This is a genomic window from Paenibacillus endoradicis, from assembly GCF_024721975.1.
Genome location: NZ_JANQBB010000006.1, coordinates 375,916 through 389,136, shown reverse-complemented (window position 1 = coordinate 389,136; position 13,221 = coordinate 375,916). Strand labels below are relative to the sequence as shown.

General features: G+C 37.2%; 13 protein-coding genes. 9 read left to right on the top strand and 4 right to left on the bottom strand.

Going from position 1 to position 13,221, the window contains the following annotated elements:
* Positions 1 to 49 precede the first annotated feature (49 nt).
* Together NV377_RS20215 and NV377_RS20210 are read right to left on the bottom strand one after the other, a co-directional pair.
* Positions 50 to 535 carry a chemotaxis protein CheW gene (locus NV377_RS20215; RefSeq protein WP_258202609.1) on the bottom strand — a complete coding sequence of 162 codons (486 nt, stop codon included), beginning with the start codon at positions 533 to 535 and terminating at the stop codon, positions 50 to 52.
* Positions 536 to 644: 109 nt separating this feature from the next.
* Entirely contained in the window at positions 645 to 2,711 is a 2,067-nt protein-coding gene (locus tag NV377_RS20210) for a chemotaxis protein CheA (RefSeq protein ID WP_258202608.1), read from the bottom strand.
* Positions 2,712 to 2,875: 164 nt separating this feature from the next.
* Here NV377_RS20210 and NV377_RS20205 point away from each other — a divergent pair, with 164 nt between their 5' ends.
* The 5 genes from NV377_RS20205 to NV377_RS20185 all read left to right on the top strand — a co-directional run bounded on the left by NV377_RS20205 (position 2,876) and on the right by NV377_RS20185 (position 8,404).
* Complete coding sequence (locus tag NV377_RS20205; RefSeq protein WP_258202607.1) at positions 2,876 to 3,283, top strand: helix-turn-helix domain-containing protein; 408 nt, start codon at positions 2,876 to 2,878, stop codon at positions 3,281 to 3,283.
* 153 nt (positions 3,284 to 3,436) lie between these two features.
* A complete protein-coding gene (locus NV377_RS20200; protein ID WP_258202606.1) occupies positions 3,437 to 4,453 on the top strand; it encodes a LacI family DNA-binding transcriptional regulator in 1,017 nt (338 codons plus the stop codon).
* Between the two features lie 226 nt (positions 4,454 to 4,679).
* Positions 4,680 to 6,077, top strand: a complete 1,398-nt coding sequence (locus NV377_RS20195; protein WP_258202605.1) for an ABC transporter substrate-binding protein — start codon at positions 4,680 to 4,682, stop codon at positions 6,075 to 6,077.
* Positions 6,078 to 6,227: 150 nt separating this feature from the next.
* On the top strand, positions 6,228 to 7,310 hold the full coding sequence (locus tag NV377_RS20190; protein WP_258202604.1) for a carbohydrate ABC transporter permease: 1,083 nt from the start codon (positions 6,228 to 6,230) through the stop codon (positions 7,308 to 7,310).
* Positions 7,310 to 8,404: a carbohydrate ABC transporter permease gene (locus tag NV377_RS20185; RefSeq protein WP_258202603.1), complete on the top strand. Its 1,095-nt coding sequence runs from the start codon at positions 7,310 to 7,312 to the stop codon at positions 8,402 to 8,404. Before NV377_RS20190 ends, NV377_RS20185 begins: the two co-directional genes overlap by 1 nt.
* Before the next feature lie 160 nt (positions 8,405 to 8,564).
* Here the strand turns inward: NV377_RS20185 and NV377_RS20180 are convergent, their stop codons facing one another.
* Positions 8,565 to 8,846 (bottom strand): barstar family protein, encoded by a 282-nt coding sequence (locus NV377_RS20180; RefSeq protein WP_258202602.1) that lies wholly within the window; start codon positions 8,844 to 8,846, stop codon positions 8,565 to 8,567.
* 5 nt (positions 8,847 to 8,851) lie between these two features.
* On the bottom strand, positions 8,852 to 9,418 hold the full coding sequence (locus NV377_RS20175) for a ribonuclease domain-containing protein (protein WP_258202601.1): 567 nt from the start codon (positions 9,416 to 9,418) through the stop codon (positions 8,852 to 8,854).
* A 217-nt stretch (positions 9,419 to 9,635) separates the two neighbouring features.
* Between NV377_RS20175 and NV377_RS20170 the strand changes: the two genes are divergently transcribed.
* From NV377_RS20170 to NV377_RS20155, 4 genes are all read left to right on the top strand, one after another.
* Positions 9,636 to 10,094: a GNAT family N-acetyltransferase gene (locus tag NV377_RS20170; RefSeq protein WP_258202600.1), complete on the top strand. Its 459-nt coding sequence runs from the start codon at positions 9,636 to 9,638 to the stop codon at positions 10,092 to 10,094.
* Between the two features lie 25 nt (positions 10,095 to 10,119).
* Positions 10,120 to 11,379 (top strand): MFS transporter, encoded by a 1,260-nt coding sequence (locus NV377_RS20165; RefSeq protein ID WP_258202599.1) that lies wholly within the window; start codon positions 10,120 to 10,122, stop codon positions 11,377 to 11,379.
* 249 nt (positions 11,380 to 11,628) lie between these two features.
* Positions 11,629 to 12,546: a decaprenyl-phosphate phosphoribosyltransferase gene (locus NV377_RS20160; protein ID WP_258202598.1), complete on the top strand. Its 918-nt coding sequence runs from the start codon at positions 11,629 to 11,631 to the stop codon at positions 12,544 to 12,546.
* Positions 12,547 to 12,574: 28 nt separating this feature from the next.
* Positions 12,575 to 13,204: an HAD-IB family hydrolase gene (locus tag NV377_RS20155; protein ID WP_258202597.1), complete on the top strand. Its 630-nt coding sequence runs from the start codon at positions 12,575 to 12,577 to the stop codon at positions 13,202 to 13,204.
* Positions 13,205 to 13,221 lie beyond the last annotated feature (17 nt).

The window sequence follows — 13,221 nt, the reverse complement described above, 5'->3', positions numbered from 1 at the left end:
TGGATGTGTAATTATTTGTAATTTAAATGATGTGTGCGTGAGTATTATATTAAAAAATTTGCTCAATCATTACGGCATCTTGATCATGAATGAGTTTATTACAATCTAAAAGTAACATGACCTCATCATTAAGTTTGCCGATGCCTTGAATATACTGATTACTTATTTGTGTGTATTCAGGTGGTGGAACAATATTAGAATAAGGAATGGATACGACTTCTGCTACCTTATCTACAATAAGCCCGATAACGATATGTTGAATTTGAACGACGATAATACAAGTGCGATCATTGTAATGCTGAAAGGTCTTTTTAAAGCGTAGACGCACATCCATAACAGGAATGATTTGCCCACGTAAATTAATAATTCCTTTAATATATTGTGGAACTTCTGGAACTACAGTAATATCCTGAATGCCGACAATTTCAGTTACATAGCGAATCTCAATACCATAACTCTCCTCGCCTAGATTAAAGGTGAGGTATTTATCTTTTTGTTCATCTTCTTCCTCATGCTGTGTATGTAGCTGTGACATGTATGATGGTCCTCCTAAAACTTTTTTATTTCTTCACGAAATACCACTTTGTAATAAAAAGTAGCATCGAAAGACAAAACTTAGTTGTGAACTACTTATAATGAGATGGTTATAACGAGTTAGTAGTATGATTGCTTGTAACAAGTTCAGCCATATTCATAATAATGCTTATATTGCCATTACCAAGTAGTGTGCAGCCTGAGAAGGCATTGAGTCTTTTAAACTGTTTGAAATAAGGTGGCAGAGGTTTAATGACTACTTGTTGTTGACCGATGAGCTCATCGACAAGTAGACATATCGTTCTAGACTCATTTTCAATCATCACTAAAATACCTTCTGTTGGATGGTTATATTGACTATGCTGTTTCAAATAATGGGCTAAATTAATGATCGAATAGCATTCTCCTCGCACCATAACCATGAGATTCCCGGCTGGGTCTGTTAGTAGATCTCGCTCTCCTGGTCTGAACGATTCTTTAATAGACGTTGTTGGCAATGTATAGTGTGAGTTGCCTACACGAACGGTCATTCCATCAATGATAGCTAGTGTTAATGGAATTTTGATCGTAATGCTGGTCCCTTTTCCAAGTTCACTATCGATGTAAATCGTACCGCCGATCTGTTCAATATTTTTGGCTACAACATCCATACCAACGCCACGACCACTGAACTCAGTAATAACCTCTTTCGTTGATAACCCTGGATGGAAAATAAGATGATACGCTTCCCGATCACTAAGTTCAACTTGATGTGGTGCAAGTAAGCCTGCAGAATATGCTTTTTGAATTAGTCGCTCACGATCGATACCTTGTCCATCATCTGTAATGATCAGTAATACATCACTTCCAATGTTCCGAGCTTCCAGCGTAATCTTGCCGATCGGTTGCTTACCATTGGCCTGTCTAATATGTTGTTGCTCAATACCGTGATCCATCGCATTACGCACAATATGCATAAGTGGATCAGCTATTTGATCAATAACAGATTTATCAATTTCTGTCTCTTCTCCAATCAATTCGATATGTACTTCTTTATCTAGTTTTTGCGACATATCTCGTGTTAAGCGACGCATTCGGTGAAAGCTTGGTGAGAGAGGAATCATACGTATCGCCATTATTGTATCTTGCAATTCTCCTGTGATTTTCCGAAGTTGATTGCGTTGAGCTGCTTGTGATGATTGCCTTGCCTCTATTGGGCTATCTGCACGTGCTAACTCAGAGTTAAGCATTGCCTCGGAAATAACTAACTCTCCTACCAAATCCATCAGTCGATCTAGCTTTTGCACATTTACACTTATGACAGAAGATTTTACACTAACCGTTGCTTGTTGCGTGGTAGTTGAGTTCATGACTTGTTCATGAACTGAGTTATTTACTGGAATATATGAATCTAAGCTATCTTTACTAGCTAATGCTGGCGTGCTGCTTACAATAGGTACATCTTCTACATCTAAGATGATTAATTCAGCACTAGCGAGATATGAGGTTTGTTGAATACGTTGTTCAAGCTCACTAAGAGCAAGTTTGGAACGAAAAGTAAGTTGAAATCCATGTTCACGTATATAATTCTGACTAGTCTCATCTTCTATTAACTTTTCTGGAACATGTGAGTAATCAATCATACTATCTTCAAGCTTATGTACAGTCTGAAAAGCACGAATATTTTCCATTTCACAGTCATCGGTAAATCTTAAATGCGCTTGGTAAGTTGTTAATGGACTGTTTTCCTCTAAAGTGGTGACTAGAGCGTTTAAACTGCTGTCGGATTTCTGTTGCAGTTGCTGAATAAACTGCTGAATCAAAGTAATCGTTGGAACTGCCGAATTAGATTGTTCATCTGAGGGTGAATGATTAGCGATAGCTGAAATTTCTCTCTTGAAGTAATCTACGCATTGCAAAATGATATTAGAAAGATTCGTGAAGCTATATTTGAACTCACGATCTTCCCGAAGCATCTGAAATAAATCTTCAAGTGCATGTGCAGTATCTGTAATTCCGGTAAAGCCCATCATGGCAGAAGAGCCTTTTAACGTATGCATATTACGGAAAATCTCATTAATTGCAGTATCCGTTAAAGCGTTTTGTTGCTCGTAATCAAGAACTATAGACTCAGTAAGTTCAATCATTTGTGTTGATTCATGGATATACATTTCAAAAATCGGATCTGCGTCTCTCATGGTGATAACGTTACATCCTTTCACATAGAAGTATCTATAAATGGAAAACGATAGTATAATTACTAAATCTAAACTCCAAATGATTATAATCGTAAATACGATTATACACAATATGTAAATCATTATTCTTTTTTTTACAAGACAGTTAAATTGAGGTGGATAGTATGAATGGAATTAAGTCGAGAATTAGACAATTCAGAAAAGATATGGGAATGACTATGGCAGAATTCTCCAAAGGGATAGGTGTTTCTGCAGGTAATGTCGGAGATTGGGAATCAGAAGCCCGCACCTCAGTACCAGGTGCACAAGCGCTAATCTCTATTGCCAATACGTACGATGTATCTATTGATTGGTTATTATTAGGGGCAAAAGCGAGTCATGAAAATTCGATAGATAAAAAGTCATATAGCGAACATATAAGGGCAGAATATGCTGCAAACCCAGAGTTATTTTCTAAATTAGTAGAAGCTTCGCTCCGGATGAATGAACAGGACTTATTAGAACTACTTAAGTTTGCTGAAGCAATACAACGTTCCAGTACTCAGTCGACGTTGGAATCACAAACTATTTAATATGAATAGACTCGTAGTAGCTTTTATGATTGAAAGCTACTACGAGTCTATTTTATTAATCGAATATATCTGACAACAATATTCTAACTTTACAAGTAAAATTTTATCGTTATAATAAGTCTTGAAAACCTTTTCAAAAAAAGGATGATGGACTTGAGAATCACGATCAAAGATGTTGCAAAATTAGCTAATGTATCCATAAGTACTGTCTCGAGAGTAATGAATAATCCGATTGCTGTACAAGAGGAAAAGCGGGCAAGGGTCCAGGCTGCTATTAACGAGTTGAATTTTGAGCCCAGTTCTTTTGCAAGAGGTTTGATAAACAATCGATCTCATACAATTGGTGTTCTTATCCCAGACATTCTTAATCCGTACTATAGCGGAGTAATTCGTGGAATGGAGGATGCCGCAAAGAGCTTAAATTACGTCTTAATAATTTGTAATACAGATCGAGATGAACAAAGAACGTTGTCTTATTTGCAAAACTTTAGGAATAAACATATTGATGGCATATTGTACACGAGTGATTTTATGCTACCAAGCTATTACAAGGAAATTGATCAATATCATATGCCAGTAGTTTTAGTATCCACGGAATCAAAGCAGTACCCTCTTTCATCGATCATGATAGACGATGAGAAGGGAGCATATGATGCGGTTGCATATTTAATTGAATTAGGTCATAAAAATATTGCTTTTCTAGGATTCACTTTGCCAGATCCAATCACAGGTGAAAAACGATATCGAGGATTTAAGCAAGCATTGCGAGCAAGTAATTTGTACGAACAGTGCAAAAGCTACACTGCATTTGCAAACAATTGGTTTGAAGAAGCATATCGTTCAGTCGCACAACTTATGCAAAAACACCCACAAATAACAGCTATATTTGCCTGCTCAGATGAATTTGCAATGGCAGCGATAGCTTATCTCCATGATAACAATCTACAAGTCCCAAAAAATGTATCAGTAATAGGCTTCGACAATGTAAGGATGTCATGGATGGTTACTCCAAGACTAACGACAATTGCTCAACCAATGTATGATATTGGCTATAAAGCTGTGTTACTACTTCATAATCAACTCACTAATGAATTTAACTCCCCCTCTCAAATTATTTTGCCACATGAGCTCGTTATTAGAGATTCTACAAGAGCGATTACTACTCCTTAAACGCTAACATATTAATCCGACAATAATTAAAAACTAAGTTATTTGTATTGTAATAAAAGATTTTATATCATTGCAAATTCTGTTTAATTACCCTCTCATCATGATTTTTCATAATCCTAGCTTCACAACACTAATAAGGTGGTGATGCTTGACCAAGACATAGTCTGGTAGACTAGCGGGATTTATTGCTTGTTTGGTTTCAATAAAATGAAGGGGATGATTTGAAATGGTTAAATACAAAATGATGACATTGCTTCTTGTATTGGTTTTAGTGCTTTCAGCATGTAGCGGTAACAAGGTTATAAATGAACCCAAGCCTACGAGTACTCCTACCAACAATGTAGATACAAATAAGGATGATCCGAAAACTGACCCAGTAGAGACAGAAGGCACACCACTTGAACTAGCTTATCAAGGTGCATACAAAGGAAAAACAGTATCCATGTTTGGACCTTTTGTTGATGAGGATGAAGTGAAATTTCTAGATGCAATTGCTGAGTTTGAAGAAACTACAGGAATTGATATTCAATATGAAGGATCAAAAGAATTTGAAGCAACAATTGGTGTTCGTATTGAAGGCGGAAATGCACCAGATATTTCTGACTTCCCTCAACCAGGTCTTTTATCAACATTTGTTAGTCAAGGAAAAGTAATCGATGTCTCGACGTTCCTTGATGTAGAAAAATTAAAAGGAAATTACAATCAATCTTGGCTTGATATGGCATCTATGAAAGGTCCTAATGGCGACATCATGGCCGGAGTATGGAACAGAAGTAGTGTAAAAAGCTTAGTTTGGTATCCGAAAAAGCAATTTGATGAAGCAGGGTATACAGTTCCAACAACTTGGGATGAACTGCTGGCACTAACTGAACAAATCGCAGCTGATGGGGATACAGCTTGGGCAATCGGTATTGAAAGTGGAGCAGCAACTGGTTGGCCAGCTACTGACTGGATTGAAGATATTATGCTGCGTACAACATCTGCTGAAAACTATGATAAATGGGTTACTGGTGAGCTTAAATTCACTGATCCAATTGTGAAAAATGCTTTCGAAAAAATGTCTGAAATCTGGTTAAATCCAGACTACGTATATGGTGGAACCAAATCAATCGTAACAACATCATTCGGTGACTCGGTATTACCAATGTTCAAAACTCCGGCGGATGCTTGGTTACACCGACAAGCAAGCTTTATTACTAGTTTCTTCCCAGAAGGTGTAACTGCTGGCGTAGACTATGACTGGTTCTATCTGCCACCAATCGATCCACAATACGGTAGCCCTGTTCTTGTAGCAGGTGATATTTATGCTATGCACAATGACCGTCCAGAAGTTCGTGCCGTTATGGAGTTCTTCACAACAGGCGAATCAATTAAAAAATGGGTTCAATCGGGTGGCGTAATTGCTCCAATGAACGATGTAAGTCTCGACTGGTATCCTTCAGAAGCTGAAAGACGTATGGGCGAACTAGTACAAAATGCTTCTACGCTTCGTTTCGATGGCTCTGATCTTATGCCAGGTGCAGTTGGTGCGGGAACATTCTGGAAAGGTACGACTGATTATGTAAGCGGAACAGTTACACTAGATCAAGCATTATCTGAGATCGCAGCAGGCTACAACAACTAGTTAAGAGGGCATGCTTCCGAAGTAACTTTTCGTTGAAAGGAAAGTTACTTCGCGAAGTTAATGAAAAGTTTTAGATTATTCTTTCGAAGTGACTTTTCAATACGGAAAGTCATTTCGCGAAGTTAATGAAAAGTTTTAGGAGGGCTTACTATGCGTACATCAGTACCAGGAGTTAGGCCGTTACGTATTATATTAAGCACTTTATTGGTGATCTTCAGCAATGCATTGATACACTCAGTGTTCTATATTGTATTAAGGGACGGTAATCTTCCTGGTGTGATTAACGCAGTAGTAGCCATCCTATGGGGGATATTCGGAGTATATTTCATATACTGGTCCTTTAACTTGGCGATAGAGCAGTATCCAGATCGCTGGAAGCAAAAGATGATACCTATACTTTTCGTCGGACCGGCAGTTGCCTTACTTGCATGGCTACTTCTAGTGCCAACAATCCGCACACTGTATATGAGCTTTTTTGATTCTACGACTACAAATTTCGTAGGTTTAGCAAACTATGCTGAGGTGTTCACCAATCGAATACTACTAGGTGCACTACGTAACAACTTATTATGGGTTGTGTTCGGAGCTACTGCTTGTATCGTCCTTGGTCTGCTAATCGCAGTGTTAGCTGATCGTAGTAGTTTCGAGAAGCTTGCCAAAAGTATTATCTTTATGCCGATGGCGATCTCATTTGTAGCAGCAGGTGTAATATGGAAGTTTATCTATTTCTATAAACCAGGTACTGAGCAGATTGGATTGCTGAATGCCATATTGGTTTCATTTGGTTTTGAGCCACAGGCCTTTACAAGTATGTTCCAGCCTTGGAATAATCTATTTCTGATTGTTATCTTAATATGGATGCAGACAGGATTTGCGATGGTATTGTTCTCCGCAGCACTAAAAGGAGTTCCAGAGGAACTCCTTGAGGCTGCTCGCGTAGATGGTGCGGGGGAAACTCGTATTTTTTTCAAAATTATTGTTCCATTTATATCTGGTACGATTTTATCTGTATCGACTACCATAGTCGTATTTACACTAAAAATATTCGATGTTGTTATGGTAATGACAGGTGGTCAATATGATACTGAAGTTGTTGCGACGCAGTTCTATCGTCAATTTTTTATGTATCGTAATGCAGGATTTGGCTCGACGTTAGCCATTGTTCTCCTAATCTGCGTTATTCCAGTGATCTGGATTAATTTACGCCAGTTCAAAAAGCAGGGGGGATTTTAATGGCACAGCATAAACGACGTAAAAGTAAAAAGTGGTTAGTGAATCTAATTCTTGCTTTTATTTGTTTGATATGGATTATACCAACCTTTGGACTTTTGGTTTCGTCATTCCGTCCTGCGGTAAATATTTTGCAAAGCGGTTGGTGGGATGTCTTTCCTCACAAAGATTATGCTACACAAGACACGATCACTTTGCCTAAGAATACAGATCTGCGTGAACCGATAGCTATTAATGGTGAAACTTTCAGTGATGATCAGCTTAGGGAAGGAGTAATTACAAAGGATGGTAACCGATTAATTTGGGAAAATAGACGTGCTCGTACTGTCAATATTCAAGATAAAAGCTTAAAGATGGATATGGAATTTACGACTTCTAACTACGAAAGTGTATTAACAGGTAAATTATATAAAATTCAACAAGCGGATGGAACGGTTAAGACTGAAAAGGGTCAAGGGATGTCCAAAGCATTTATGAATACATTAATTGTATCTATCCCTGCTACGGTTATTCCCGTTCTAATTGCGACCTTTGCTTCCTATGCATTTGCTTGGCTTCGTTTCCCCATGCGAAAAACAATGTTTATTACAGTAATTATGTTATTGGTTGTACCGCTACAAGTAGCACTTATTCCAATTATGAAGGATTACACCTCTCTTGGTTTAAATGGAACTTACCTCGGGATCTGGATTGTGCATACAGGTTTTGGTTTACCGCTCACAATCTACTTTATGTATTCGTATATTAGTCAGCTACCGAAGGATTTGTTTGAATCAGCCTTTATGGATGGTGCATCGAATTTCACAATTTTTACGAAACTAGTGTTGCCACTATCAATACCTGCCATCGCTTCAATTGGTATATTCCAATTTCTATGGGTATGGAATGACTATCTCATATCCTTAATCTTTATTGGAACCCAGGCTGATGTTCAAGTTATGTCTATGCGAATTGCCGATATGGCAGGCTCGCGTGGCTCGGATTGGCATTTACTAACGGCAGCAGCGTTTGTTTCCATGCTTATGCCGTTGACTGTATTTTTCAGCCTGCAGAAGTTTTTTGTTAAGGGGTTACTGGGAGGGTCAGTAAAAGGATAATCTTCTTGGTGCTGACAAACGATCTCTATGAACTTTATTGAAAGAGGTTGTTCAGAACCAATTGCTAGTGATCACAAAGTAATGTTAAAAGGGAACTGTAAGCTCAATCCATAATTATGGAGATGAGTTTACAGTTCCCTTTGTTGTTTCAATGGAGTTACTATTCGTCGTTGTCATCTACAAGATATCCGAAGCTTAATTGATCACATTCTCCAGAGGCTTCTTCGAACAAATCAGTGATAGCGGTATAATCTTCAGTAGTTTCAATGTCATTTATCCACAATATCGTTTTAGGAAGATCAATATAGCCAGTTAAGCAATCCCACAGTGCATCGAGATTACGTCCATAGGTCGCAGGCAGCTCTAATTTAGCGGCTAACCAATCATGAACGCCTTCGTAGTTTTTAGCTTCAGACAATCGTAATTCTATAATGTCACTCACGTCTCTTAATCCCCCCTAGTAATATCAGTAAAGCTACTGTAATGATCCGTCGTCATATAGATAAGTCCATCATTAGAAAATACGATACGATCAGCATTACGGCGTCCACCTGTATAATTGATATCTGCTTCATACCATATTCGTCCATTGGCTTTTGGTAATAGTCCTTCACGATTGCCAAACTTATCGCCACCGATGCTCATATTAGGAGCTACCTCTTGAAGATTACCTTTGGACGCGACCCAACCTAGTGCTTCAGCATCTTTTTTCTTAATAAAATTATCAGGTAATTTCCCATTCTCGCGTATATATGCAGCAACTTCTTCAAAGCTAGTTAAAGGCGACAAGGAATCAGATTGAGATGGGTTGTTCTTACTAGTATCTTCTTGTTGATTCTCAGACGCATTGCCACTTTGGTCGTTTTGCTGAGAATCAGATGTAGCATCGTAAGCTAGATCTTGATCAGTAAGTAATTCACTACAACCGCCTAATAACAGGGTTAATGTTGTAAGGAAAAGAAAGAGCGAAAGTTTTAACTTACTGCTTAGTCCTAGTAAAGATTTTGATATCATGTTAGTACTCACTCCGATCAGTCTGTTAGTATCAGATTAAGTATAAGCGAACAGTTCTATCAAGGCAAAAATCACCTTAAAATATAATGATAATGCCATATTTTTTTTATGGATTCCATAGTATGATGTTAGCAATAGAATGAAAAAGAAACGATACAACTAAAATAAGGTTTGGATCGATTCAACAACAATGAAATGACTGAAGGAGCTAGTTCATATGGAGTGGAGCATAAAACATTTTTCACAATTATCTAATGTAGAAGTATATGAAATAATAAAGTTACGTACCGATGTATTTGTTGTTGAACAACAAAGTATATATGCGGATTGTGATAACAAAGATCTTGAAGCCTTTCATTTGCAATTAAGAGATGAAGCGGGTCAATTGTTAGGGTATTTAAGGTTATTGAATCAAGGAGTCAGTTATAAGACCTATTCTATTGGTCGCGTCATCATTACTCCGCCTTTAAGGAGATCTGGTTTCGGAGAACAAATGTTACAGCGTGCCATCGCATTTATTGCTTCACATTGGCAAGGGGACGCCATTACAATTTCTGCTCAGCAACAATTAACACGCTTTTATGAGCGAGTAGGATTCGTTGTAGAGTCAGATCCATATATTGAAGATGGTATCTATCATATACAAATGCGTTTGGAACTTAATGATCAATCATAATTGACCTACTCAGGAGGGCACGTACATGCGTTTTACGTTTAAGCCGCAAGTAGATAAAATTAAATCTCCATACCGACAAGGTATGGAGCTCGCAGTAGTGGAAGGTATATGGGCAATGTTATTGCTAACTATGCTTTCTGGCCCGTTTTTAACAGCGTACTTACTATATTTAGGAGCGAATTCTCAACAAATTGGTCTCGTGCTCGCAGTACCAGCTATCGCAAATCTACTACAAATATTATCTGCTATGTACATGCAAAAACTGAAAAATCGTAAACGTGCTTTCGTACTCTTTGCTTCAGCTCACCGTTTAATAGGTTTGATGACAGGACTTATTCCATTTATATTTCCGAAAGAGATTTGGTTAACTGTTTTTATCGTTATTTTTTTGCTTTATTCATCCATAAACGCGTTTGCAGGGGTTATCTGGACATCACTCATCTCGGATATGGTACCTGGTCAATTACGTGGAAAATACTTTGGCATTCGAAATGTAATAACTAGTGCGGTTAATAGTATTGGACTATATATTACAGGGGTTATTATCGATCGATATGAGGGAGCACTCGGATTCAATATTATGTTCATCCTTGCAGCAATCACTGTAATCATGAACATCATTTATTTTGCTAGATATCCTAACCCAGAATTTGAAAAACCACGTGAAATGAAAGTAGGTACATTTGTATTAAGACCGTTTAAGGATCGAGTCTTTTTTAAAGGGCTACTATTTCTATCGATTTGGACATTCATTATTACGATGACGCATCCCTTTTTCTCATATGTCATGCTTGATGTACTAGGTGTACGGTATCAAACGGTAGCAAATCTAGTCATTTTGCAAACGGTATCATCAATGTGTGGGTTCTATATTTGTGGTCAACTTTCTCGAAAGTTTAGTGAACGAACATTATTATTATCATCATTACCATTTCTTGCAGTTGCTGCACTCTTATGGGGAACGTTATCTTTTTTACCTGAACTGCTTGTTCTTATATTAATCTTTCTTTGTCTTGGTTTTGGTCTAGGCAGCTATAACCAACAAATTTTTATCTTTATGATTGGCTCGTCCCCAAAAGCAGAACGACCAATATATATCGCTGTTTTCTCCGCAATTACAGGTTTGGCTGGTTTTTTTGGACCAACGATTGGTGGTACTATATTCGAGGAATTGAAACGATTTCCACTTTGGATTCAACAGTACGGTTTCTTTCTAATGCTCGGAATAGTTCTACTTGTACTAGGAACAGTCGTAGCTCCATTAGCATTTCATAAGCAGAAATAGACGAGGATATTCTACTACAACTGAATTAATTCGATGAACGAAGGGATACCTCTTTAATGAAGAGGTGTCTCTTTTTGTTATGAATAAGGACTATTCGCGGATTTCTACTCGTTAGGAACGAATGGCTTAGGTACTGTTCATTCTTATATGATTGTACAGGATTTGTAAATATGGTAGACTTAGTACGCTTCTTTTGAATCAAATTCTGAGGAGAAGTTTATAAGAATCTATACGGCAGGAGATTAACAGATGAATTCTACTAATATCAATATTACGAATGAAGAAATTCGTTTACAGCATAGTAATGTGTTCAAACTTTTGTTTCAGCAACTAAGACCCAAGCAATGGACTAAAAATTTACTAGTGTTTGCTGCTCTACTCTTTTCTTTTGAAATGATCAGTGTTACGACGATAATGAATACATTATTGGGCTTTTTTCTTTTCAGTTTTATATCTGGTTGTGTCTATATCATTAATGACTATGTAGACAGAGAGGCTGATCAGAATCACCCAGTCAAAAGATTTAGACCAATGGCCTCAGGAGCACTCAACCCTAATTTGGCATTAACCTTTGGTAGCTTTCTATTAATAGCTTCATTAATAGTTTCTTATTTTTTGAATCCACTGTTCACGCTTCTTCTTATAGCTTATTTTGCGTTGAATGTGTGTTATTCATTTTATCTAAAGCATGTCGTTATCGTTGATATTATGGTTATTGCTACCGGATTCGTAATGCGTGCGATTGCAGGTGGATTAGTTATTCATGTTCCATTTACACCGTGGTTCTTAATTTGTACGATGCTACTATCTTTATTTTTGGCAATCGGTAAAAGAAGGCATGAATTATTTCTTTTAGAAAATGAGATGGGAACGCATCGTAAAGTATTAGAAAAGTACTCATTTACATTATTAGATCAGCTTAATAGTATTGTAACTTCGGCAACTATAATTAGTTATTCATTATTCACATTTACCTCTGGACGTACGGTTCATTTGATGTGGACAATACCATTTGTTATATATGGGATTTTCAGATATCTTTACTTGATTCACATCGAGAAAAAAGGTGGATCTCCCGACCGAGTATTATTTGAGGATAAACATATATTAGTTACCGTAATATTGTATGTTGCTAGTGTAGTATGTATTTTGGCGGTTTTTGAATAAATGACTGAATGATATAGAGGGAATAATTATGGAAAAGAAAATTGCTATCTTTGATATTGATGAAACGATAATAAAAAAAGACTCGATGTTTCTGTTCGTCATATACGGACTGAAAAAGAAGCCCTGGACGGTTTTTAATTTATTTACAATTGGAGTAGTAACCGTATTATACAAATTAAAGTTGATGAAAGTAGAAAAAGTAAAAGGATCGTTTTTTTACGCGATTCGATTCTTTGAAGAAACTGACTTAGAAAATTTCTACAACGATGTATTGGTACGTAATCTGTATCAAGATGCTTTGCAAGAATTACAGGTCAAAAAAGAAGCCGGTTATCATGTGCTGCTCGTCTCCGCCTCACCTCATGCTTATGTGAAATACTTTAATAATTTACCGTGTGTGGATGCCGTTATCGGAACTGAATTAATTCAGCGAAATGGACGCTATACTAATGAGATTGAAGGTAACAATTGTAAGGGAGAAGAGAAAGTAGTACGTATTAGACAGTATTTAGCTGACAATGATCTACAAATTGATTATGAACAATCTTGTGCGTATTCAGATTCATTAACGGATATGCCTATGTTTAAGCTAGTTAAGACGAGGTATCTAATTAACAAGCATAGCCATGGGTTGGAGGAACTAAATTGGAGAACGTAAAGAACAGTCACATTGGT